A 25,039-nucleotide genomic window follows, 5' to 3' on the forward strand; every position below is an offset into this window, starting at 1 on the left:
TTGATAATTACCTGTCATTTCTTTTTTAGACAAATTTAGATTGATTAGATTTGCGATACAGGTACAGTATAGTTAAAAGTGATCAATACAGATGAAGAACTATAAATTTGAAATCTTTACACAGGCAATCGAGAAAAATATAAAATCAGGGGTCTATAAACCCGGACAAAAGCTTCCTTCAGTACGTGATTTTAAAGATTATTATGGTTTAAGTATGAGTACTGTTCAAGCTGGATACGAATATCTTATGATTCGTGGTCTAGTGGAAAGCGTTCCGAAATCTGGATACTATGTCAGTACGAAAAATGAAATGCTGGCAGAACCAGGAGGGCATGGTCGTCCACCAATAGTAAGGGATGCTGTCTTTGAACAAAGGCTGGGCCTGACAACAGCGTCACCTTTGGGGCGGGGTTTTTCGGAATTTAATGTTGCGGCTCCAGGGGATCTCCTTGTTCCGCAAAAACTTTTACTTCGGACGATGCAACAGGTCATTCGGGAACTAGGGGCGGGATTGCTACGCTATTATCCGTCTAATGGCTCTGTACAATTGAAGGACAACATTGTCAGCCGTGCGGCCTCTCATCAGACCTTGCTGCATGCAGATGAACTGCTGATCACAGATGGCGCCTTACAGGCCTTGTATATCGCCTTGGCAGCCGTATGCGAAGCCGGAGATATTGTTGCTGTGGAAAGTCCATGTGTATTTTCTGTATTGGAGGTCATTCGGGTGCTCAAACTGCGTGTCATTGAAGTTCCTGTTCTGACTAAAGAAGGCTTCGATATTGATTTTTTTAGAAGAGCATGTCAAAGAAGTGCTGTAAAAGCCGTCGTGCTAACACCGAATTTTCATAATCCAACAGGTATTTTGCTTGCAGATGAACAGAAAATTACTTTATTGGCGATTGCTCATCAATATCATGTTGCTGTTATCGAGAACGATATATATGGCGACCTAAACTTTCACGGGAGTAGACCATCAACTTTAAAACAATTTGATGAAAGCGGATTGGTGATGACTTATTCATCTTATTCAAAAACCCTGGCACCTGGAATTCGACTGGGCTGGTTAAGCACAGGGCTATTTCTGAAAGATGCCGAACAGATCAAGTTTGCGTTGGGCAGTACAGTTTCCCCTTTGAATCAGGAGACTGTAAGCCGTTTAATCGGCAGCAGTAGTTACGATCGGCATATTCGTTCACTGAAGATGCAACTGGCAAAAAATGCCTATCTAGCCACCAACCTAATCGCTTCCAGTTTTCCCGAACAAACCAAAGTGATTGCCCCGGCAGGTGGATATAATCTTTGGGTTAAAATGCCCGAAAGTACAGATATGTCGGATTTTTATGCGCAGCGTGAAAAAATTGGTGCGAGATTCACACCGGGTTATACGTTCTCTTTTGCAAATACTTTTGGACATTATTTTAGGTTGGTCATCGCGGATAAATTTTCTGATAAACGAATTGAAGCGATCCAGCATATAGGTCGGTATTTATGTGGGAACCTGTAGCTGTACTGATGCTAAATGAATAATGTGTATCGAATAATAGCAAGTGATAGCATGTACATTTGTTTGTTTAATAGGAGATGCATATATGAATATAGTTACAAAATTTACGGTGGCAACAGAGCAGGGAATTGAAGCGTTGTCGATGATAATTAAAACACTGGCGCTAGAAAAATTCGCCAGCTTAGTGGAGCCAGCTGAACTGGAACATTACATCGCTGACAATTTTAATTCCAGAACACTTGTCAACGAAATAAACAGCATGTCAAACCAATGGCTGGTGGTGTATGCCGACGATCAACCAATGGGTTATGCAAGAATAACCTCGAAAGGGCAGAAGCCGGATGCCCTGGCAGGTACGCGTGCGATTCGAATCGCGGACTTTGGTGTCCGCCAACATGCAGCTCGGTAGCAAATGGAGACATCTTTAATGGACAAATGTCTTGCCGTCTGCAATCCGTATGACGTGATATGGGTCAATGAACTCATAATAAGTTCGTCGATAGGATTTTTTGAGCAGAATGGATTTATAAAACAGCCAGGGATTAGCAGATTCGAGGGATTGGCCTTGTAATCAGCAATATATCTTAAGGCGACCTCATAGTTCAAAAGAACTTTATCGTGAAGTTTAAACAAAGCATAATAATGTTTAGCAAAAAAAGTGCACAGATTAGTGCGCTTTTTTTTGTTTAATGATAGATATTTTAGTTTTATAATGTGTATTTTTAGTTTTTAAAAAGAAGGTGTTTGTCAAACTTTAACAATATCTTTAAACTAAAAAATATCATTTATCATCCCTTTTCATAATTGTTTAATGAAGAAAATAGTTATAACGCTTCTATAAGAACAACGAATGCATTTGAAGGATGCTTTGATTTTTCGGAAGTATCGAAAAAATCAGCATTAAATACTGGTAAATATAGGAATATCGCCCAAATTTCATAAAAAGCTTACCCTATGCTATTCAATTTTTAGCTATCGATCGGGAGATAGCTTCGAGTTATTTTTTAAACATAATCCAGCGCATTTAATGCCCTAAATTTTCGGGGACTCAGACCAGTATGCTTTTTTATAAACCGTGTTAATGATGCTGAAGAACTAAAACCATAATACGAAGTCAACTCTTTAATCGGAATTTCAGTGGTAGCAAGTTTTTTGGCAATCTCACTTGCGACAATTTCCTTGACGATCGTGCTGGGTGAAGTTTCACTGCTTGAAAGTGTCAATCGATGTAAGGCCATTCTTGAAACGTTGAGCTTTTTCAAGTAGAATTGGAGATCCCAGTGATTCTGAGGATACTGGTGAATGAGTTTTTTAAATTCTACTATAATGGGGTGTTCCGCTAGCGGTGCTGAATTTTGATCCAATTGATTTAATGTTTCTTTTTGTTCCTTTATGTTATTTTTCATGTTTTAAGATAATCGCTTGTTATTGATTCACTATAGTGTTCTGAGGCTATAGTTTAGGTTAAATATTTCATCAAACTTTTTTGAATACAAGCAAAATTAGGGTATTAATTTCATAGTGTACTTTTCGAAATTAACGATTCGCTTTTTAAAATTATAATTTTTTATAATTGATTCTGGTAAACTGAAGCGAAGCAGATTATCCTTTGAAAAATAGACGGATAAATTAAAACTTGGCTCCGAGAAGAGAGAAATCGTTTTTTTGTTCTATTTTCTGATTTCATTTTTCTCTTGTTTTATTTTGTATTATTCTTTGTAAAATAGGTTTTTACGTATGTTATCTTTATTAAAAATAAAACTATGAAATACATTGATTATAACCTTTGGTTATACTGCTTTTTTTTAGGTTTTTTAGGACTCACGTCTAATTAATCCACTTCAAGTCATCTTCATCTATAATTTAATCATGGTTATTGAGATGATCATGCGCAGCTCCGCTAGTGCTGGATGATGGAGTGTTCGAGCGAATAGCGTTAGATCTGAGCGATTAGTTTGAATAACATCTAGCTTCTATCGCGGTACAGAATAAGGTTATTACTCGATTCTTGTTATTTATTATAAAATATACTTTCTTTTCGGTTATTTGATGTTCGTCTAAGCGAAAAGGTTTTCGTTAATTGTGCAAATGTTTGATCTGAAGCTGTTGATTATTTTTCTGTACAATATATTATATCTTGCTTTAAGATTATGAACTAATACTTTACCGAAGGTGAAGAGAATTCTTTGTATGGATCATCTTGTTTCAAGTTTTGTGGAATCCTAAATCGATCAAAAAAATAAAAAACTTCGAAACAGCCGCTGAGGCTTTGTAGGATGATCGGAAGCAGTGCGGACAATTAATACAATTTATAAACTTTATTTAAAAATTATGAGAAAGACCGTGTTTTCCTTAATCACGATTTTAGTGATCGCTATGAGCATTTCCTGCCGGAAAGATGGCAGCTTAATGTACACCTTACCAAACGATACCGGCGCAGAATCCTTAGCAATAGCGGATTCGGTCCAACTATTCAACGTAAGTCCTTCGGCCGCAACGGAGGCTGATAGACTTCAGTTTCGAGCGAATCACAATGAGATGCAAATGACCGGATTTTATGTGGCGCCAAACAGTACCATAACCATAAACGTAAAAGTCAACTCGGGTACTACAGCAGCACGCTTAGCGATCGGGACGCCTTTTAGAGATAATATTCGACCAGTCCGGCAGTATTTCAATCTCCAGGCAGGTACGCAAACTTTCACAGTGGATCAATACGGGGGATTGGTTTATGTGATTTATACAGCTGATAATTATACAACAACTGGAGAAATCGAGCTTTCTTTTGGCAATGGATTTATTCCGGTCCCTTACTTTCAAAAGGGGATAACCTCCCATGAGCAATGGGTAGATACATTGGATTCGTTGAAAAGTACCGTTCCGGATGTCGTCTTCTCGTCGGATCACACCATTATGGTAGCCAAAATTGCCGATGCCCTGTTGTACAGGGACGAAGATCAACAGCTGATTGTTAATAGATTGGATTCAATTATTGACTTTTCCAATCGAATCAGTGGCTTGAATGGTACCAGTGGAGTTCATGCGATACCTTACAATAAGCATCTGATTACAGTGAGGGATTCGAGTTCTGGAGGCTATATGGCAGCCGGTATTTCTATTTATTTTACCGATGCCTTATCTTATCGTATGTTGCAGCCAAAATATCTGTCCAATACAAATGGATGGGGAATATGGCATGAGGTCGGCCACACCTATTAACAAAAAGCTTGGACGTGGGGCAATCTGACAGAAACAACCGTGAATGTCTATTCGTTAGCCAGCGAAAGGGGATTTGGATTGCCGGTAAGTCGAGTGACAGCCAATAATTCCTGGCCTATATTGACGACTTACTTTCAAAAAAATATCGCTGATCGTAACTTTAATTTGGGGGATAATGATTTGAAAATGATTATGTTTCATCATCTCTGGTTGGGATTTGGCGACGATTTTTACATCAAACTTAGCAAAACTACGCGCGAGAACAGGCCCGCAGTTTCGACAGATGCAGAGAAAATGCGCTATTTTATGCTGTCTGCATGTCAGATTGCTCAAAAAGATCTCTCGGATTTTTTTAGAAAATGGGGGTTTAAAGTTGATGAATCTGTCTATACAGCAATAGCTGATTTAAATTTGCCAGCGCCAATGCAGGATCTAACTACTTTAAGAGATTAAACATTCTTAAATACCCTGTTGGACAGGATAGACGGATAGAAACAAGTACTTTATCGCGGAAAAAAAATTAATCGTTGTTTTACAATAAAAACATGGAAAAGTATTATATTGTAGTATGGATTTCATTCCAATAACCACGTATTTATTTAATTAATTGAGAAAATGGGTAAATTTGAAGTAAAAACTCGGAAAAATGGCGAATTTCAGTTTAATCTAAAAGCTGGAAACGGACAGGTGATTTTAAGCAGTGAAGGTTATACAACTAAAGCAAACTGTTTAAATGGCGTTGAATCTGTTAAGAAGAATGCTCAGGACGATAACAAATTTGATCGTAAAACTGCTACCAATGGTAAGTACTATTTCAATCTCAAGGCGACCAATGGTCAAATTATTGGAAGCAGCGAGATGTATGAAAGCGCAAGTGGTATGGAAAACGGCATTGAATCTGTCAAGAAGAATGCGCCTGACGCGACGGTTGAGGAGATGGCCTAAGTCTATATTGAAATGCCGATCGGCTGCACATAAGCAGTCTGTAAATAGAAGCGCATAGGAGTTTATAACAAAGAGCCGGTTTTTTACCGGCTCTTTTGCGATTATCTTTCCGCTGGTGGGCGTGGAATGGAAAACCAGAAACTGCTGCCCAAGCCTACCGTACTGTCAACTCCTATTAGACCCGCGTGTTTTTTGATAATTTCAGCGGAGATATAGAGTCCGAGCCCGAGCCCCGAGTACGATTTGCCTTCATGGTTTGCTCTATAATATCGATCAAAAATAAAAGGCTGTACTGCCGGATCAATACCTTCACCTTGATCCTTGACGGTTATCTTGATACAATCTTGCAGCTGTTCCACAGTGATATTGATTTCTCTCGATTCTGGTGCATATTTAACGGCATTGTTGACATAATTAACAAGCACTTGTTCAAGGCGTTGCTCGTCAGCAAATATAGTTGCATCGAGATCGCCCGTAATATTAACTTGATGGTTGCCTTGGGATATGATATTGTGACAACTGGAGGCAAGAATCTTTGACGCTTTGAATGTTGTTTTTTCGAGATGAAGCTGTCCTTCACTGATTCTATGCATATTGAGCAGGTCATCAACAAGTGTAACGATTTTTTTTGATATTGACAGCAGACTGATCAATAACCCTTGAAATGATCTCACTTCCAGTTTTGTCCTTAAATCGTTCCAGCAATTGAATCGTTCCCTTTAAGCCCGTGACGGGTGTCTTTAGTTCATGGCTGGCAATGCCCAGGAAGTCATCTTTTTGTGATTCGTAATTCTTTCGTTTTGTAATATCTGCCACTACGCCGATGAGGTGAGTTGCATGACCTTCTGGATCGTATTTGGGAAGACCTGATGCATTGATCCAGTGTAACGATCCATCAGGCCAACGGATGAGATATTCAGCGTGATAAGTGGTCTTGTTCTGGATAGCGTCCTGCACCTTTTGATACACCATTTCGCGGTGTTCAGGGACGATGCTTCGCATGAGGTCTTCATAGTCAAAGCGGTCGTTTTTGGTAAGACCAAAATTGATTTTACAGGTTTCGGAGCAGTCCATTTTTCCTGTTTTGATATCGCGATTGTAGGAGCCGAGTTCACCAGCTTTTAGTGCAATTTCCAACTGATAGTTGAGAGCTTCAAGATGTTCGTTTCTTTTGATGCGCTCGGTAACTTCATTGGCTATGACAATAATAGACTCCGTTTCACCTTCATCATTCTTTAACGGCTCATAAGTAAAATCAAAATAATGATCGCCCAATACCCCCATAGACTCAAGTCTTGCGTAGGCAGTATCTCCAATGTAGTTTTGGCCGGTGGTAAAGACATCGTCCAATATCCCTAAATAGGGCTGTCCCTGAAGTTCTGGAAGCGCTTGTGCAAGTGGTTTGCCGAGGACAATTTCGGTTTTGCGCCAGAGCTTGAGCATCCTATCGTTGGCAACTTCAATAACTAACTCACGGCCTGTTAAAATCGCAAAGCCTATTGGGGCCTTATCTATAAAGGATCTGAATCGACATTCACTTTTTTTGAGATTTTTATTGAGTAGCACGGTCAAATCATAGGATTTGTTGAGCTGACTATTCGTGCGATAAAGTTCGTCATTGGCAAGCTCCATTTCGTCATTAAGTTCGAGCAGTCGTTGTTGCATGGTTGCCATGGTAATATTGACGCCCTCAAGCTCATCAATTTTATCGATGGAAGAACTTCGAAGCTCGATTTGATCCATCGCTGTGCGTGCAAGACCTGCTAATATCTGTCGATCAGCTGCGCTGAAAGCCCGCGGATGCTTGTCGATAACGCACAGTGAACCGATCATAAAACCATCATGTGTAATAAGGGGTGCACCTGCGTAAAACCGTAGCCCAAAGTCTCCAATTACAGTTGGATTGGTCAGTAGGATATCTTCTTCCAATGTATCTTCAAAGACTGTTACTTTCTTGTCCAAAATAGCCAGACTACACAAACTTTGCCCTCGATTCGTTTCCTTTGTGGTGCCCATGCCGATATTTGCTTTGAAATAGACCGATTCTGCATCCACCAATGAGAGCAATGCAATAGGGGCATTAAAGATCTGGCTGGCTAATTTTGCAATTCCATCAAAGCTGGCTTCAGCGGGGGTTCCCATTATTTTATAGCGTCTGAGGGCATTCAGTCGGTCATGTTCATTTTCAGGCATTATATCCATTCCAAACGTATTCTCTATCATAGTGACCCTGTAATTCTTTTTATAAAGATATAGTTTTAATTACAAAAGGGAGATTCAATTTTTCTCTCTTCATCGGCAATTCAATGATTCCATAAAACCACCAAAAAATTTCTAAACCTATAGTTGAATTAACAGCATTTGGGTACTTCGAACTCGGTTTGTGGTTTATGGCTGGGGCAGGATGGCAATCCGACCGTAAAAACGGATCCCTTATTAGGTGTGCTTTGGATGTTCACTACACCTTTGTTCCGCTCAATAAGATCCTTACATAAAACAAGGCCTACGCCCGATCCGGGTTCGTCTTCCGTTCCGAAAGACTTTTGCTGGATCTCATTAAAAAGTACGGCGGACTTCGAAGGGTTAATTCCTATTCCTTCATCTTGAATATGAATATGTGTATAGGTTTCATCCATGCTGGTGTAGATGTTGATATTCCCGCTCACATAGCTGAATTTAATCGCATTGCTGATCAAGTTGCGTAAAATAATGATGGTATGATCCCGATTGGCAATTATCTGTGTGTTGTTTGGTATATCAATATTGATTTTTAGCTGTTTAGATTGTGCATTCTCATTAAAAACTTCAACAATTTGTTGTATTATAGGTTTGATCAACTGGGGTGATGCTTTGGTATTGATCCCCTGCATACTGCTGCTGCCCCATTGCAATAAATCATCCAACGCCTGATTCTGCTGCGTAATTTGTTGAAAGATCTGCTGGATGTATTCCTGGGAGTTTGTACTGTCGAGCATTTGATTACGAAACATAAAGACCAGTGCTTCCAGATTGGCAAAAGGACTTTTGATGTCGTGCGCGATAATAGAAAAGATTTTTTCTTTGTCCCGATTCATGGATTCTAAGTTGCGGCGTTGCTGCTCAATTTTTTTTATATTCTTATAGATGATGTCAAGAAAGAAGTTGACTGCGACGACCATAAAAGCTAGTGCATTGATAATATTGAAAACAGACCTAGATCGAGGCACTTGCTGGCTTAACGGGAGTATATCGGGAAGTAGATATAAGAGTGAAATCAAAAAAGCTACCGTAATACAAAGGGCTATATGGATCTTTCGATTATCATACATCAACATGGAGACAATCAATGTGCACAATAAAAAGTATTCGCCACCATTTTTATAAAGTAGCGCTCCAGCGAAGAAAAACACAGCATTACTTGTCAACAGTGTTGCCTTAGCGATAGTACGCTTCTCATAATATTGAAGTAGAAGGACCGTAAGCGCACATAGTGAATTGCAGAAGTTAATCGCTGCTAAAATATAACGGTGGTCGATAAGATTGAGGATTGAAAAGAAAATTGTCGGAAATAAACATAACAATGCAATCAGATTGATCATGTATACGCGTTTGAAATCGATGTATGACATGTCCGGATGTGCACCAATATGGGAAAGTAGTTTCCAATATTTACGAAAATGATTCATAAAGACTTGTCTGATTTGCTTGCAATTTCTAAACATTCAAAATTAGCTATAAATCAGGAGTTCAACAATGATTTTTCTTGAATAGCAGGACAAGATTGGCAAAATCTGTCCTGAAAGGAAGATAAAAGGCTACGTCACGTTATTAATTTGGAAAAAACAAACGAATTTCGGTCCCTTGGTTTTCCTGACTGAAAATGGCCATCTGCGCTTTGAGCCTTTCAAGAATTTCCTGAACGATAAACAATCCGATGCCTTTTCCCTGGTACTCCGTTGAATTTGAGCCACGAAGTCTTTCCATACGGATATTTTCGAGTTCATGCTGCGGAATACCGATACCATTATCTTTTATGATATATAACACACCGTTCGTTACTTTTTCACTATAAATATGCAGCGCTGCTTTCGTATTGGCCGAAGAGTATTTAATGGCATTGTTGATCAAGTTTGTAAAGATTTGGTAAACTCCATTTTGATCACTGTTTACTGGAAAAAGGTCCCCAAAGATAAGTTCAGTATGCGGGCTACGGAATAATAATTTAGCTTCCCGGCACCAATTGGGCAATGTAAGATCTAAACGGACAGGTTGTTTCCGTAGCCTATACATTGGGGCAAGGCTCAGCTCTACCGTTTTGTCGATAATGTCAGCGATGTTTTCAAGTGATTGATCGATGACCTCATACAGTTCGAGCCGCCTATTGGTTTGCATATCCAAATGTTCTTTAAGTACACCTATACCCAATTTAGCGAGTGCCAAGGGATTTTTAGCATCATGTGATAGTGTATAGGATATCATGCGCAGGTTGGTTGCGGGATTGATAGTTATATTTTCTCGATCTAAAGGTTTCTCATCGTGTATCTTATGCGTGACATCGGTAGCTGTGTGGAGGATGGAATTTGTTCGTCCGCGCTTATCAAAGAGTGGCTTATACTCAAAATCAAAATAGCGTTTGATTTTGAAATCACCGTCAACAATCGTTGCGGGAGTTTCAACTGCCTTGTAGGTAACACCGCTTTCCCAGACGTTACGGAGTATATCGGTAAATCCTTCCTGGGTAAAAACCGGAAAAACCTCTCCAAAGAAATGTCCAACTATTTCATTCTCTGTACGCCACATTTTTAACATACGAGAATTGGCAAATGCGATATTGAGGTTCGAATTATCATAAATGGCCGTGGCAATCGGCATTTGATTTAATGCTTCAAAAAAAATCGGTAAATCCTTTTGAGGTTTTTGCATATTGGTTGTTTAATAATCATCTGCTTGCCACAGTGCGAGCGAAAAATTAATCAAAAATCAAGCCAATAGCCATAGTTTTTTATGTTTTTTAATAAAAATGAGATTAGCGGGTATGCTTGGGAATAGTGCAATAAAAACCCACTAAATTATTCCTATATTTAAGAAACTTCACAGGAGATGTAAGTTTAAAATAGACAGGGATTTGTAATCATACCAATTATGGATAAGTATTTGGAAATTAGGAAATATGATGTTCAAGATAGCAATAAACTGATTGATATTCTTCATATGAATATACCGAAGTACTTTGCACAGAGCGAGGTTGCCGATTTCAGGGAATATCTGGATCAGGAAATGGAGACGTATTTTGTTGCACTGGTTAACGGACAAATTATTGGTGGCGGCGGTGTAGGTTTTTCCGATGATCAGCGCACAGGATATTTGAGTTGGAGTTTTTTAAATCCAAAATATTATGGATTTGGTTTTGGAAAAACCTTATTGCATCATCGCATTGACTTTCTTTACGCCCATCATCAGGTTGAAAAGATCGAAGTCGGCACCTCTCAATTTACGTTTGGATTTTATAAGAAAAATGGTTTTGTACTACGGGAAATCCATAAAGATTATTGGGCTGAAGGCTTTGATTTATATGATATGGTCCATACAAGGGAATAGATAAATACCATGAAGGAATAGACACAAACCATGAATGCTAGTCAGGCAACATGTTGAAAAATAAGTTGCTACTTAGTGGTTTAATGACGCCAAGTTTTCCTTAATTTGATTCAGGTGGTGTAGGGGATGATAGCTCATCAGGTAAAACATTTCACGTATACTGAGTTTTCCGAGCAAAGGGTGGGTAAGACCAGGCTATCGAGCTCCTCTTCATTGTACAGTGCAAATAATTGATTAATTGTGGTTATTACTTCTTCTAATTGCGTTATAAGGCTCTCTTTTGTGCAGGCAGGATTTCATCAGGCAAAAATTGACCTGGCGCCTGTAGGCTTGTTTTGAGATAATTGTTAAGTACTGTATCGTAGTCCCAAGATTTACGTTGTAGGGTGCCGAATTTTTGGACGATGAACTCTTTTGATTGCAGTATCTTTGGAAAGGGTAGAAGCGTTAAGAGGATATGTTTTAGCTGCTGACCAGCTGTCCATTTTTCATGATTACGGTATAAAAAAAGGGGATCAGGTAATGCCTGGATATAGGCAATAACCGTATGGTGGTTGTCAGAAAAAGTTTTGATCAGTTCTTGTCGATTCATCCTATTTTTTTTGGTAAGTGTTTACTTCGGTCGTTTATTCTAGCTTATTGATAAGTCAAAGCCTGCACGCCGTACTAAAAATATAAAATTATTTGCTAACCACACTTATGAAACTCACTTATTCATGGTGATCAAAACAAAAAAGGCCGGTATTGTTTGTTATACCGGCCGCCTATTCTATTGGTTTAAAAACTAATATGCACCAAAATCTGCAAGATGAGAATAGAAGAAATCACCCCAGGAACTTGTCGATTCTATTTTAAGGTATTGGGTGTTAACGGAGGCATTCAGATCGACATTGATCCAGGAACCAGCAACTTTGTTCAGCTGCGTCGTTTTGATTAATGTCCAGCTTACACTATTTGTACTTGAGTAAATATTGACATCTTTCATCGCTCCATTTAAATTGTCGCGGTTACGGAAAGCAACTCCTTTCACGGTGCGTAATGCCCCCATATTGATGGAGAAGAAGTGAGGCTGCGGAGTTTGAGTGGACGACCAGGGCGTATGCCACACTGTACTTCTATTCATATCCAATACATTGCTCGCCGGTGATCCAGGCTCGTTACTATCGCTAGCGACAATTGACCAACCTGTTGTCGGTAAAAGTTTATAGGTAACAACCTTGGATAAATCGGGTACATTGTTAACGAAGTTATAAGCGTACCCTAAGGTTGTACGGCTTCCATTGGCATGGAGAAACCCTATTCTCATTTCGTAATTCCCTGTCAGATCATAAAAATCAGCTAATGGACACTCGAATCGAAAGCTATCCTGGCCAATTATTTTTGTGGCCCATTGTACGGCATCATAATCGTTGTTTACGCCAAAAGGCTCTCTATCATGCCAGACAACAATGTCATTGACCGGTTTTGTTGTCGTAAATTTCCCGGAAATGATAATCTTGTTGTTCACAAAGCTTGATGACAAGGATGTAATTTCTGCAGAAGCGGATGCATACCAGTCACTTCTTACCACAGTGCTAAATACTTGGCTATTGTTAAATGTTGCTGCTGTGGTACTGGTCAATGAGGTTGTGGAGATTCCATAGGTTGAATTGCCTGAACCCATTAAAGCCGTACCTAAAGTTGGTGCTAATGTTTTGTTCATCCTATTGTGACTGGCATTTAATCCGTGGCCCAGTTCGTGGATCATTCCACCGATTCACACAGTTGCTTTCCATCCAATATCGCCGCCTATTCCTAAGTTTTTAGCGTCTAGATTTACATAATCTAAGGCGTAGCAGCTGGTGCCTGTACCATAGAACGGCGGGCCTCCAGGATTAGCTGGATCTGTATTATACGTTGGAATAATAATTAGATTTTGCTCGCTTTTTTTTCCTGACGGATTTTGGTTAAAATAGCTGTCCACTTCTGCCTTCACTGCTCCGCTACCCCCTGAATATGGATAAGTAGCTTCACTTGCGTCCTAAACGTTTAAAAAGTGGCGGTGTTTAGATATAGCAAAGTTGCTATATTTAAATCGCAAAATTATAACACACCGCCATGATAAATTTAAACGTTTTTAGTCAGATTTTATCTCTTATCGACCGCGAATTATTCAAAGATTTGGTTTCAAAGCACAAAAGTGACAAACATCAGAAAGGGATCAACAGCTGGACGCATCTAGTCAGTATGCTTTTCTGTCATTTTTCCTCGGCAGATTCGGTTCGTGATATTAGTAACGGTTTACGCAGTACCACTGGTAATCTGAACCACTTAGGTGTAGTAAGAGCTCCAAGTAAGTCTAATATATCCTATATCAACACACACCGTACCCATGAACTTTTCAAAGATCTTTACTATTCTGTTTTGGATAGGCTTTGGCAAAAGGACACCCATTTTCGCAAAGATCTTGGTCAGCTAAAGCGTAAAGTATATCTGATGGATGCCAGCATCATCCCCTTATGTCTATCTGTATTTGACTGGGCTAAATTCAGGAGCACCAAAGGTGCGGTAAAACTGCACACCGTTCTGGATTATGATGGCTGCCTGCCTGTTTTTATGCAGATTACCGATGGAAAAGTACATGAGAGCCAGCGGGCCGGTAGTTACAGTTTTTCTAAGGGAAGCGTGGTGGTAGTGGACCGTGGCTACGTGGATTACAGCTGGCTTGGGGATTTGGACAGCAGGGGCTGTTATTTCGTTACCAGGAGTAAAACCAACATGAATTACAAGGTTATCAAATCATATCAGAGTGAAGCACTCTTGGAAAAGGGAATCATTAAAGATGAGATCATTGAGCTTTCCGGTGCTGCCTGCAATAAATACAATTCCAAACCGTTACGCCTGGTCCACTTTTGGGACAGCACCACTGGTAATGAGTACCACTTTTTGACCAATAATACTAAATGGAAGGCTTCTTTGGTGGCAAACATCTATAAACAACGCTGGCATATCGAAGTCTTCTTCAAGCATCTAAAGCAGCGCTTAAAAGTATCGACATTCATAGGGACTTCTGAAAATGCAGTGATGATACAGATCTGGACTTCACTGATCGGCATATTACTGTTAAAGTACCTCCAAAAGAAGGCCAAATATGATTGGAATCTTTCCAATCTTGTGGCATTTATCAGAATGAATATCTTCGTGAAAATAAACATCTGGAAATGGATAGATGATCCATTTGTCAGGCCTCCGGTCAAAGGAAAAAATGGACAGCTGAACATCTTCACGGAATGAAAAGTAGGGGTCAAAATTCAAATGAGCAAAAAATCAATGGTTGTAACACAGAAAACGACTCCTAAAATTTATTTAGGACACATGTGAAGTAGCTTTGCCGTATTTTCCGGCGATGTAATGGATATTAATCAAACTGTCATTGAGTAGATCCAATCCGAAAGATTTTCTTCCGAAGCCTTCGCGATCCATATTATTTGCAAACATATTTTGAGCATCTAAGAGGATCTTGCTAAGACGCTTTCTGAAATTGGGAATGGAGTCAACATCATTTGGAACAAAATAGATGACATTCAGCTTATAGGGATTACTGCTCCATTCATTGGTTACCGAAGTTGTTGCTGCGTTTGCCTTTAGATTTCCTACACTTTCTTCGGTGTTAACCAAGGTCTTGTTGCAGGATGCAACCCCTAGTGCGAGGGTTGCAAGCATTAAATTTAAAAGTTTTCTTATAATGGTTTATATTGTGTATCAATAAATATAAATAATGTTCTTTTATGGTGTGTAAAAAAAATAAACTTTTATCATAATTAGTTTAGTCAATCGATTGATTAATCAGCTTTGGAAATTGTTTTGTAACATTTTAATTCGTTTGGGTAGGAAATCATTAAGAATTAATAGGAAATGGACGATCTTTAACCGATGGTGTACTTGGCTTTCATCGTGGTCTTATTACATTTGATTGCATGAATAATTAAATCGTATGGAAAAAATCAAAAAACTGATATTACTGTTGGGCCAGCAGTTTTAGCTATGCAAAAAATGGAGAGAACAATTAAATTGACAGTATTTTTGCCCTATGACCAAGATCTGGTGTGGCGTGCATTGACGGAAGCAGACCTGCTTGGGGCTTGGTTTATGCCAAACGACATCGAAACCGAGACAGGACATTATTTTACGTTTAGGATGAAAGCCCAGAAGGGCTGGGATGGTATTACGCATTGCGAAATTATTTCGGCAATACCCAAGCAATATCTTGCGTATAGCTACCGGGGTGAAGCTACTGGTGAGAAAGCATTGGCCTGTGCCGGAATTCATTCGGATAAGGCAGATAAACTAACGAAAGGAATCTTCACAAAATTGGATACAGTGTTGAGCTTTTCATTAGAACCAACCTGTAGTGGGACTCTTTTTTTGAAAGTGAAACAGTCCGGTTATAAAGGCATTAAGCTGGTTTTGATCAGTTTTATTATGGAAATGGGCTGGAAAAAGCAGTTGCACAAAAAGTTACCCCATCTCTTGCAAAAAGCTCAAAGCAGAGCTATAGAAACAATGATTAGTCCAATTTCTTTCTGAGCCATGTACGGACAGGTTCGTCATACCATTTCAAGCTGACATAGGCCAGTGCAATACTCGTCAGCAAAATCAATAGGGCATAAGGCAAGGCTGTCACTAGCGTCACATCCTTGTTATTGCTGATCCAGGCAACATAAAAATAGACCAAAGGATAGTGTACGAGGTATAGCGGGTAGGAGATGTCACCCAAAAACTTGCAGAGCTTATTTTCTATTCTGCTACTTGATATGTTACTTGTTCCCAAGTAAACAATCAAGGGAAATACAATGATAATGCATACAGACTCATATATCCCGTTCAACCAAAGCTGATCTGCTCCGCCTATACGAGGCATATACAACACAATGGCGATTAAAATACTGCAGTATAAAAATGCATGTCGGATACGGCTGGGATTGGTTATTCTGGATAGCAAAAGGCCCGCAAAAAAGGGATACATGGCGCGGGTGATTCCTATCCGCACTTGCTCAACATTTAACGTCCAGCCACCACTAACATCACCATTGGGACTTGTAATCGCCAAATGCGCGAGCGCCACAGCTGCGATAATGACCAAAATGCTTAAAGCTGTTTTGGATAATTTACGAATACCGATAGCATAGAGAATATTGGCAATATATTCAAAAAACAATGATCAGCCAACACTATTGAGCGGGTGCATTTCCTGCCAACCACGAATATCCAAAGAGAGGGGGACGGGGAGAATCGTATAACCGATGAGCATTACGAGAAGCATTTTCCAAATCGGGACGGTATGAATAAGTGGCCAGATGGTGGAATCGGTAAAGTAGAAGCCTATCGCGCCAAGAGTCATACCCAGTATAACCATGGGCTGAAGGCGTTCAATACGGCGTTTAAAGAAAGTGCCAATCGACATTGTACGCCAGCGATCATCATAAGCATAACCGATTACAAAGCCAGATAAAAGAAAGAAAAAGTCAACTGCCAAATAGCCATGGTTTACCAAGATATCGAGGTGACCTGTTGCCAATGGCTCGGTGAGATGAAAGGTGACAACGATAATCGCCGCCAATCCTCTTAGTCCGTCTAAAATGGGATAGTGTGGTTTTTTAGAAAGGTTTTTATTATTCATGGCTTCTGATTGTATTTCGAAGATGTCGATGGACTTGCTAATTGTTTATACATGTTATCGAATGAATGGGTGAAAATAGTGAAATAACACATTTGATTTTGATCATATTGTATCAAAATCCCGATGGTTAGTCTCATTTTGGTGTTACGCAGATTTGTTTATACGGATTCACTATTCTTGTTACTGGTCTATACAGCTAGCCAGCTTATTTTCTTGTCGATGAAGCATCGCGGGATTCAATACTCCAAATTTTTATATCTTGCTGTCCGATTCACAAAGGTTTTCTTTAATCGCTATACGCAATTAAACCACGTTGTTTATTACTACATGCAATGTCAAGGATGTCATCGATCAAGGTCCAGCACTTATTCTGCTCGTTTATGTAAATATGGGGCTAAATTGCTAAACGCCCGGGTAGACAGCAGCGTTATTAATATGGTTAGCTCGATCCCTTTTTGATGGCTGCCACACTTGGCTGACAATAAATAGCTAAGGAGGCATTAAAACTGATACATTCTAATACCAATTGGGAGGTAATAACAGTTTTCAATCATTTTTTAGACAGTGATTAGTCAGTATTTGTTCAGTTCCCACTGAGTAAGCACTGAGTAAGCACTGAACGAGCACTGAACAAGCACTGAACAAGCACTGTACTAAATTAGAATCTGATCACTCTTTGATCCTCATTTACTGCAATTAAAGATCAAACAAAAAAAAGGAAAAGGAACTACGCTTCTGTGACAAAAAAAACTGTTTCGCGGTAATAGTTTATTTAGGTATAGAGATAAAGCGAAATGATCTTTTGACATCTTTCAAAGCATCTAAAACTGGAATGTTTTAACGTTGACTACTTACATTTTTAAAACTAATCCATATACATTTAGAATTATCGGCTGTTGGATATGGAAATATCATTATAGGAGGTATTTTGAACGGAATTAAAGAATTAAAGTCATTGCGTGAAAATAAATGACATCATTAAATCGAAGTAGGATAACCTGATAAACAAATTCCACATTGATAATTATGTGGATCATACCGAAAGTTTGGGGGGTAAAGTTTTTAAGCATACAGTTTCATTACTCTATATAAGAAGAATGTGGTGTCTCTTACGCCCCGAAAGACACTCCTGAAAGCTTTGAGCTTTGCATTGAAAGATTCTGCTGAAGCATTGGTGCTTCTGTTGTCGAAGTAGTGTAGGATATATTGATGATGTGCCGCAATGGATCTTGCTACGCTCTCAAAAGAGGCGATGCCCGCATTCTCAACCTGATTATGCCACAGTCCCAGCTTGGTAAATGCTATCTTTTTGTCCCTGCATTTATTGAATATGTCACCCAGGGCAATTCCAAGGTCATAAGCGAGCTTTAGTTTGGGAAACCGTATGAACAACTGTTCAGCTCGTTATTTCTGGTTTTCGGACCATCGGCCTGGATGCTTGAACAAGAGGTGTCTGGATCTAGCCAGTAACTGTTTGAGCGTGTCTCCATTAGGCAACAACTCGGGTTCATATGGGGTTCCCTGCTTTCTAGAATAGGCCATCTTCTTGCTTTCTGCATCCAATACTTCCCAACGATACCTGATACGGAGTTCCTGCACTGCATCGTAAGCTAACTTTTGGACATGGAACCGATCGACCACACGCCTGGCATTCCTGAAACATCTACGGATTGCCTTAGCCATGTTCGGTGCCATATCCATGGTCACCTCCTTTACCTTATTCCTTGAACGTAAAGGTATTCGCTCAAGAACAGTCATGATATCCTCAGCCTTTGTGCCCCTGATAGTTGCCAGAATCGTCCCTTTACGCCCTTTTGCCGATTTACTGCTAACAATGGTATATAATTCACCGTTGCTAAAACTGGTCTCATCGATGCTCAAGCGTTCGGAGATATTCCCGGGGAAAAGAGTCCATCGCTCTGCATGTGGCTTTTGGCCCCAATCATGGAAGTCACTGAGATGGTTCTTGTATTGATCCTGAAGTTGCTTGCCGTCCATCTGGAAGAATAATCCTACCAATTGGGCACTTACAGGATAGTTATCCAAATATCTTCTTTAAAAAAAGCCCGAATTCAGTTGTCATTCGGGTACCTTCACGGACCAGGTTCCAATCTCTTGTGATAATCTGTCCCGTATCTAAGACTGTCCAGCGACGGCGGCGGATATGTAATGTGACTTTCTGACCTCTAATGGGAAAGTCGGAAATCTCTGTAGAAGGCATAAAGCCCTTTGACTCCAGCTTGCTGTTCTCATAGCCTGTTGGAGAAATATTAAGCTCATCTAAATAAATGTGGAGTTGATTGTCAACCTGATCGACTTCTAAAATCTGAAAGTATTCTAAAAGCCCTTCGGGCATCAATAGCGATAGTAATTTACGTTCGGCGTCTTGCAAGGGATATCTGTATTAAAAATGCTAAACTAGGAAATTTTTGATATTCCCCCAAGAAGTCTACTTGATCCGTTTAATGCAGAATGATCTGATTGATTTTTGTTATTAACACAAAAAAAAGCCAATCTTGCGATTAGCTCTTCTCAGTGAACTTGCAAGGATTGTCATTGAACCATTTGGTGCAAGATTTGAACTGGATTTTACGTATAACTGTCTGAAAAATAATAGATTGTATTTTTGTGAAAAAAGTTCGAATCTCATTGATATATCTATAAAGGATTTTATTTTCGAACTTTTCTTGCTTCAATTTTCTATTTGTTGATTCTATTTTATTGAAAAATAATGAGTTATGAATCAAATGATCAGTTCGAATCCTGCGAGCATACGTGTTTACTTCATTATTTTTCTTAAAATAGATATTGTAGAGTTGGCAAATTGCCAACTCTATTTTTGTTTTATGGTCAAAATTACTGGATGATATTTTAAGAGAATTATCCATAGATTTTATTTACTTATAATTGTTTGTTCACTTTAAGTTATAGCAAATTCCTAACAATTTTTGTGGGGCTGAATTGTAGGTTTTGCTTACTATTTTTAATGATTGCAAAGTTGGAGGTGGTCTTTTCGATTTTTCTTTCATCTTCTTAATTTTATATGTTTATAAATTTGGTTTTACGAATGAACAGAAATATTAATTGATTTTGGGAGCTTTAATTTATTCGTTCATTCTTCTATATTGAGTAATTTCAAAATTTATCTTAAAACAATTTTAGTATAATTAATATTTGGTTTTTTAGAAAAAATATCCGGAGGACTTTATTAAATATATGATCATACCAACTACCTTGATTGAACAAAAATCGAGAACTTTTTGAAAAATAAATAAGCTTAAAGAATTCGTGACGTATTTTTTCCTACGCTTTCCTAATCATACGACATGTAAATACAAGATGAACAGATTGAGCCAATTAATAGAAGGTATTAAAAAAAGGATATAAAAAATAATGAGGTGGTTCCTTATAAGAAACCACCTCATTATTAAGGTAGGATAATCATACACAAAGATTATTTAATTGATTTTGTCTCTGACAATAACCAATCCAAGCTTTTCTTTTAGTCCTCCTTCTAGTTCATTGAATTTGAATTTTGTGAGAATTCGGTTATCTGCATCATTAAAGAAATAGCCTACAATCGTGTCTTCTTTACCGTTTCCCCAGTCTAAATAGGTAGTCGAACTGACATTTTCACCCAGTGTTCCTATATTGTTCAGCAAAAGTTGTAGCTGATAAGGGGACGGATTTGTTTGTTCATTAGGCACTATTAATTGGATTCCATAAGGATCACTAAGATTGGGATTATAGTACATGGTTTTCTTACCTTCCTTAAGATAATACAGTCTAAGCTTGGAAATATTTGTATTACCTAGTTCTTTTAAAAGATCATTTTTTTCGGAGCTTACAAAAGAGACCTTTAAATATTGGTCTACAACTACCGATCCGCCATTATTTTCCGTTTTCTTACAAGAACCCAATGTTAAGAAGACAGCTACCAGACATATTAATTTCATATTTTCTAATTTAAGTAAATTATGGACGGATATCGTAAACCATTCCTGTTTTATAATTAAAAGAACCGCCTGAGTTGTTCAGGTGCTCGGTCTGATAATAGCCATTGTCAATACCGCTCCAGCCCCAGTTCATATAGCCGTAGGTGTTACTATATGCGCCTATTACCTGACCGGTTTCCCAGTTCCAATCGCAGGTCCAGGTCATTCTGCCGCCTTCTACTACCCATGCATGTCCGTTTGCGTAGTTACCGTTCACATTTTGCCCGCCTCTCATGATTAGCACCCTTCCGGCCTGTAGTTCAGTTATCATTTTATAAGAATCAAAATTCATATATTTTGCAGATGAGTAGCCGAAATTGTTCCTGAACGCTGTAGCAACATCGTTTTGCGTATCGGCACCTGATCCATTGCATTGCCAGTCCATGCTGACTGCCTGACCAATGTTCTTCATTAATTTTGCGGTTTCAGAAGTAGGGTATGTAAGTGGCACTGCGCTCCAATTATACGATGTTGGATAATTATAGTACTTCATCACCTGTCCCATAGCTGTCGCAACACAACCCACGGGAGGACGGCCATTGCTATAGTTGGTGCATGACATATTTATCAGCTGGTCATTGTATCCCACACCTTGCCCCCATGTAGTATTTATTTTAGGTGCAATTTCAACATCTTGATAATTACAAGGTTCCATTTCGCAAACGGTATTGATCCCGAACTCAGGATCTATGCCCCTGAATATGGCATCAGGACATGGCCCGTCCCACAGTGGATTTACGGTCGAGGAATTTACTGCCCGATTTGATTTGTCTTTTTCAATATTCTGGATATACTCCGCGGTAGCATCTACCCAACTTTTTAGCTCCGGACTTGTTTTATCATTGAAAATAAAATTTCCATGAGCAGAAGACGCAATTACCGGAACTGATCTCTTATCTGCCGCCAAAAGGATGAATCCACCCTCATCGACATAATTTATAATATAAAAAGAGGGAGATTCGTCGTTGGGATAAGCAATCACTTCTTTCACAATTCGTTGTTTTGATTCTCCCGTCTTTCCACTTGCCTGCTTTGATGTTTTGGAGGATACTTGGCTGGCGAGACCTGCCAAATCTCTCGCTTCGGTGGTAGTAACGTTGTATTTGTCTTTCTTAGTAATTGACATGTCATCTCTTTGGCAGGAAAGGATGCCTAGAGAGGTGATGCCCAGCAAAATGTACTTGAGTACTTTCATAATGGTTGTTAGTTTAGATTTTATTTATTTTCTAAGTTAAATAAAATATTAACCTACTCTGCATTAAGGTTTGAAAACTACACTTTTGTGTAATCTTAGAGAGTTTTTTTGAGATTTACAGATAAATAATTTAAGAAAAACTGAAAATATATTTAAAATTCTTTTTTAGCCCGAATTCTGCTTAATGTAGATTGAGTTATTCCAAGATATGAAGAGATCATACCTAAAGGAATACGTGCAATAATATTAGGGTATTTTTCAAGTAGATGCAGATAGCGCTCTGTTGCACTAAAGACACGTAATTCGTTTGCCTTTTCTTCGGCTTTAATGTAATAAGTTTCAGTTAGAATCCTACCAATATAATTGAATTCTGGAAACGAATGATAAAGCTCCATTAATTTTTCATGGCTAAGCACCAAAAGACTTGAATCTTCTACAGTCTCCAATACCTCAAAAGACCTCTTCTGACTAAAGAAACTATATACGGAGATTGCAAGATCCCCCTCAAAAAGTATCCATGAAGTTGTGTCTTTACCAAAGCTATCGAGATAGTAAGACCTAACTACTCCTTTAACAATAAAAAAAAGAGATTTTTGGATTTCATCTATATCGAGTAGAATATGCTTCTTATTTACTTTTTGCAAATATGTATTTGAGAATAAGGCAGCACGCAGTTCCGGCGACATCGAATGAATACTTCCGAGAAAGCCCAATAAGGATTCCTTAGCTATATTCTCTTCCTCTGTACTTACAATATTTCTCATTCTTATTTTCGGAAAGATTAAATGTGTAGTTAGTAATGATACTGGAATATACGTGAAAAATTTTAATTAAACATGCTCTTTTTTGCCTTTTATCAAAAATATTCAGTATAAATAGTGGTTAATTTGTTATTCTGAAAGCCATATTACAGAAGGTTGATCTATGAAAAGAGGTACATTTATTAATCAAACTAGAGTTCCCTTTGACCTATCTAGTAAATGGAAGAAGTTTTAGATTTTTGTTGAAAGGACTTTAACAAAGTAGTATAGTCCAGAATTATCATGGGAAAGCTAAGCAATAGTTATGTCATTACTTTTAATAAAAGATTAGTCTAATTTCCTTGTAGTATTAATATTTTTTTATTTAAAGCTATCAATTCCCATGTGGTAATAATTAAACTTATTGGTAAAGTCAGATTTTTATTAAATGCCAGCGGATACCAATTATGTTGCTACAAATAATTAAACACCCTTATAGTCAATGGATGTGAAATAAATTATAGTGTATATTTAATTTTGTTTTATCTCAATAAGATGGGATATATTTTAAAGTGTGGGGCATTATCACTTTAAAAAATAATCATATGAAACAGGCATATAAAAACATTTTATTATCTATCGAGAAAGAAGAGATAAGTGTATCAAGAAGCAAGAAAAGTGCTATTGATGAAGCTTATCACATGGTCTCTTTTCTTGACAAAACTTTAACAGAATTAAAAGGGCAAATCAATATTAAAGGATTTGACAGTATTCTTGATGAAATTATTTTTTTTAAACGTGTGAAACCTGAGATACTGGGACGGCTTATGTTTTACAATAAAGTTATAAAAATAGAAGCCTTTAGTCCTTTGAATTCTGAACTTATCGAATCATATTACAGTGAACAGATGAAGTTGCTAAATAAGGATTTTAAGAAGCATATATCCTCATCCGATTTTTACAGTTACTACCGTGCCGGACGATCAGACAAAGATGAATATTATTATCGGCTCGGAAACATCAATTACTTTGATGGAGTTGACAGCTTTTTCTTTGAGGTTGATAGGGACTTTTCAACCTATTATGATTATAAGGTCGCGCAGATCAATGCTTATGATCTCTATCATTCCTATCTTAGTGGAAAATTCATTAGGGTGGAGCACAACCATAAAGATGAGCTGGTAGATATAAATGAGGATAGTGAATTTTCCTGGACGGATTCAAAAAATGCGCTTATTGAACTTATTTATGCACTTCATATCTCACGAAGTGTTTCCAACGGAAGAGCAGGTATCCGGAAGATATGCCAAATGTTTGAGGATATATTTGAGGTTAGCCTTGGCGATATTCATCATGCATTTTATCAGATGAAATTCAGGGCCGGTCAGCGAGCACGGTACCTTCATTTCCTAAAAAATTCACTTGAACAGTATATGGATAACGATTGATAAAATTTTGGTAGATCTGCTCGTAATATTCATCGGATGTTTTTACAGCATTATGAAACTGCTGGACATAATTGAATTATAATTGGAATTAAATGTCATTTTAGATATAAAGAGATGGTCTTTTTTAGACCGTCTCTTTTTGTTAATAGAGATCCCAACTTATTAATCCCCAAACAACCAAATTAAGAGAAACTTTTACTGTTTTACACTATGCCTTTCTTTAGTCATGTTCAGTCATGGGCTACCCATTAAGTCAGCCTAAGAACATTGCCGCTAATGATTATTGGGTCATAAAAAAGTGAAAAAAAATCCTTTATGGCTAGATATGACTAACCACGCTGGTAGAAATAGCCGGAAAAACTAGGTCAATTTTGGATCTGTAAACCAAACAGCGAATGCTATGAATATCGACAGAATAGAATTTTTGAATTGGATGGAGCGAATCATGAAGCGCTTAGATATCCTTTCGGGTGATCTTGAAAACAGGGAAAAGAAAAGACTAAGCGTAGACGGCGAAGAATTGCTGGATAATCAGGATGTCCTGCAGATGCTAAAAATAACCTATCGCTGCCTTCAACGCTACCGCACAATCGGAAAGATCAAATACTTTACCGTAAGCGGTAAGGTGTTCTACAAAAGTTCCGATGTCCAGCAGTTTATCCGTGACAGTTATCATGGTGGTAAATATACGCCTAAGTAGGAAAACATCGGATAGCCACCTGACGAAGCACCCAACAAAGTATAGATTCGATCA

At 38.4% G+C, this 25,039-nt stretch carries 20 protein-coding genes and 3 pseudogenes; 9 read left to right on the forward strand and 14 right to left on the reverse strand.

Annotated features, from left to right (window positions below; all coding sequences use genetic code 11):
- Positions 1 to 91 precede the first annotated feature (91 nt).
- A complete protein-coding gene (locus DTA23_RS25715; protein WP_172462514.1) occupies positions 92 to 1,507 on the forward strand; it encodes an aminotransferase-like domain-containing protein in 1,416 nt (471 codons plus the stop codon).
- Between the two features lie 85 nt (positions 1,508 to 1,592).
- On the forward strand, positions 1,593 to 1,916 hold the full coding sequence (locus DTA23_RS25720; protein ID WP_112376403.1) for a hypothetical protein: 324 nt from the start codon (positions 1,593 to 1,595) through the stop codon (positions 1,914 to 1,916).
- A gap of 595 nt (positions 1,917 to 2,511) precedes the next feature.
- Here the strand turns inward: DTA23_RS25720 and DTA23_RS25725 are convergent.
- Entirely contained in the window at positions 2,512 to 2,913 is a 402-nt protein-coding gene (locus DTA23_RS25725; RefSeq protein ID WP_112376404.1) for a helix-turn-helix domain-containing protein, read from the reverse strand.
- Between the two features lie 1,003 nt (positions 2,914 to 3,916).
- On the opposite strand from DTA23_RS25725, the pseudogene DTA23_RS29995 reads away from it, so the two are divergent.
- Positions 3,917 to 5,179, forward strand: a pseudogene (locus DTA23_RS29995) (M60 family metallopeptidase).
- A 162-nt stretch (positions 5,180 to 5,341) separates the two neighbouring features.
- Positions 5,342 to 5,671, forward strand: coding sequence for a YegP family protein (locus DTA23_RS25740; RefSeq protein ID WP_112376407.1), 330 nt, complete (start codon positions 5,342 to 5,344; stop codon positions 5,669 to 5,671).
- 101 nt (positions 5,672 to 5,772) lie between these two features.
- On the opposite strand, the gene DTA23_RS25745 is transcribed toward DTA23_RS25740, so the two are convergent.
- The 4 genes from DTA23_RS25745 to DTA23_RS25760 all read right to left on the reverse strand — a co-directional run bounded on the left by DTA23_RS25745 (position 5,773) and on the right by DTA23_RS25760 (position 10,573).
- Entirely contained in the window at positions 5,773 to 6,264 is a 492-nt protein-coding gene (locus DTA23_RS25745; protein WP_112376408.1) for a sensor histidine kinase, read from the reverse strand.
- A 13-nt stretch (positions 6,265 to 6,277) separates the two neighbouring features.
- Positions 6,278 to 7,894: a GAF and PAS domain-containing protein gene (locus tag DTA23_RS25750; RefSeq protein ID WP_112376409.1), complete on the reverse strand. Its 1,617-nt coding sequence runs from the start codon at positions 7,892 to 7,894 to the stop codon at positions 6,278 to 6,280.
- Positions 7,895 to 8,022: 128 nt separating this feature from the next.
- The gene (locus DTA23_RS25755; RefSeq protein WP_172462516.1) at positions 8,023 to 9,336 is read right to left on the reverse strand and encodes a sensor histidine kinase; all 1,314 of its coding nucleotides are present in this window, start codon (positions 9,334 to 9,336) and stop codon (positions 8,023 to 8,025) included.
- A gap of 142 nt (positions 9,337 to 9,478) precedes the next feature.
- On the reverse strand, positions 9,479 to 10,573 hold the full coding sequence (locus tag DTA23_RS25760; protein WP_112376411.1) for a sensor histidine kinase: 1,095 nt from the start codon (positions 10,571 to 10,573) through the stop codon (positions 9,479 to 9,481).
- 219 nt (positions 10,574 to 10,792) lie between these two features.
- On the opposite strand from DTA23_RS25760, the gene DTA23_RS25765 reads away from it, so the two are divergent.
- Positions 10,793 to 11,248: a GNAT family N-acetyltransferase gene (locus DTA23_RS25765; protein WP_112376412.1), complete on the forward strand. Its 456-nt coding sequence runs from the start codon at positions 10,793 to 10,795 to the stop codon at positions 11,246 to 11,248.
- A 265-nt stretch (positions 11,249 to 11,513) separates the two neighbouring features.
- Here the strand turns inward: DTA23_RS25765 and DTA23_RS25770 are convergent, their stop codons facing one another.
- Together DTA23_RS25770 and DTA23_RS25775 are read right to left on the reverse strand one after the other, a co-directional pair.
- Positions 11,514 to 11,840, reverse strand: coding sequence for a hypothetical protein (locus DTA23_RS25770; protein WP_112376413.1), 327 nt, complete (start codon positions 11,838 to 11,840; stop codon positions 11,514 to 11,516).
- A 192-nt stretch (positions 11,841 to 12,032) separates the two neighbouring features.
- A complete protein-coding gene (locus DTA23_RS25775) occupies positions 12,033 to 12,950 on the reverse strand; it encodes a discoidin domain-containing protein (protein ID WP_172462517.1) in 918 nt (305 codons plus the stop codon).
- Positions 12,951 to 13,345: 395 nt separating this feature from the next.
- On the opposite strand from DTA23_RS25775, the gene DTA23_RS25785 reads away from it, so the two are divergent.
- On the forward strand, positions 13,346 to 14,521 hold the full coding sequence (locus DTA23_RS25785) for an IS4 family transposase (protein WP_112374444.1): 1,176 nt from the start codon (positions 13,346 to 13,348) through the stop codon (positions 14,519 to 14,521).
- A 72-nt stretch (positions 14,522 to 14,593) separates the two neighbouring features.
- Here DTA23_RS25785 and DTA23_RS25790 read toward each other — a convergent pair whose 3' ends face one another.
- Positions 14,594 to 14,950, reverse strand: a complete 357-nt coding sequence (locus DTA23_RS25790) for a hypothetical protein (RefSeq protein WP_112376416.1) — start codon at positions 14,948 to 14,950, stop codon at positions 14,594 to 14,596.
- A gap of 330 nt (positions 14,951 to 15,280) precedes the next feature.
- Here DTA23_RS25790 and DTA23_RS25795 point away from each other — a divergent pair, with 330 nt between their 5' ends.
- Positions 15,281 to 15,814 (forward strand): SRPBCC family protein, encoded by a 534-nt coding sequence (locus tag DTA23_RS25795; RefSeq protein ID WP_112376610.1) that lies wholly within the window; start codon positions 15,281 to 15,283, stop codon positions 15,812 to 15,814.
- Here the strand turns inward: DTA23_RS25795 and DTA23_RS30120 are convergent.
- From DTA23_RS30120 to DTA23_RS25830, 6 genes and pseudogenes are all read right to left on the reverse strand, one after another.
- A pseudogene (locus tag DTA23_RS30120) lies at positions 15,795 to 16,907 on the reverse strand (acyltransferase family protein). The gene DTA23_RS25795 and the pseudogene DTA23_RS30120 sit on opposite strands and share 20 nt — an antisense overlap.
- A 1,062-nt stretch (positions 16,908 to 17,969) precedes the next feature.
- A pseudogene (locus tag DTA23_RS25805) lies at positions 17,970 to 18,905 on the reverse strand (ISAon1 family transposase).
- Between the two features lie 40 nt (positions 18,906 to 18,945).
- Positions 18,946 to 19,299 (reverse strand): ISAon1 family transposase N-terminal region protein, encoded by a 354-nt coding sequence (locus tag DTA23_RS25810; protein ID WP_070569066.1) that lies wholly within the window; start codon positions 19,297 to 19,299, stop codon positions 18,946 to 18,948.
- 1,066 nt (positions 19,300 to 20,365) lie between these two features.
- Positions 20,366 to 20,863, reverse strand: coding sequence for a hypothetical protein (locus DTA23_RS25820; RefSeq protein ID WP_112376418.1), 498 nt, complete (start codon positions 20,861 to 20,863; stop codon positions 20,366 to 20,368).
- Positions 20,864 to 20,882: 19 nt separating this feature from the next.
- The gene (locus tag DTA23_RS25825) at positions 20,883 to 22,097 is read right to left on the reverse strand and encodes a C10 family peptidase (RefSeq protein ID WP_112376419.1); all 1,215 of its coding nucleotides are present in this window, start codon (positions 22,095 to 22,097) and stop codon (positions 20,883 to 20,885) included.
- A 152-nt stretch (positions 22,098 to 22,249) separates the two neighbouring features.
- Positions 22,250 to 22,861: a Crp/Fnr family transcriptional regulator gene (locus DTA23_RS25830; RefSeq protein WP_112376420.1), complete on the reverse strand. Its 612-nt coding sequence runs from the start codon at positions 22,859 to 22,861 to the stop codon at positions 22,250 to 22,252.
- A gap of 581 nt (positions 22,862 to 23,442) precedes the next feature.
- Between DTA23_RS25830 and DTA23_RS25835 the strand changes: the two genes are divergently transcribed.
- Both DTA23_RS25835 and DTA23_RS25840 read left to right on the forward strand, forming a co-directional pair.
- Positions 23,443 to 24,285: an RteC domain-containing protein gene (locus DTA23_RS25835; protein ID WP_112376611.1), complete on the forward strand. Its 843-nt coding sequence runs from the start codon at positions 23,443 to 23,445 to the stop codon at positions 24,283 to 24,285.
- Positions 24,286 to 24,685: 400 nt separating this feature from the next.
- Entirely contained in the window at positions 24,686 to 24,985 is a 300-nt protein-coding gene (locus DTA23_RS25840) for a helix-turn-helix domain-containing protein (protein WP_078764479.1), read from the forward strand.
- Positions 24,986 to 25,039: the final 54 nt, after the last annotated feature.

Source organism: Sphingobacterium multivorum (assembly GCF_900457465.1).
Classification (GTDB): domain Bacteria; phylum Bacteroidota; class Bacteroidia; order Sphingobacteriales; family Sphingobacteriaceae; genus Sphingobacterium; species Sphingobacterium multivorum.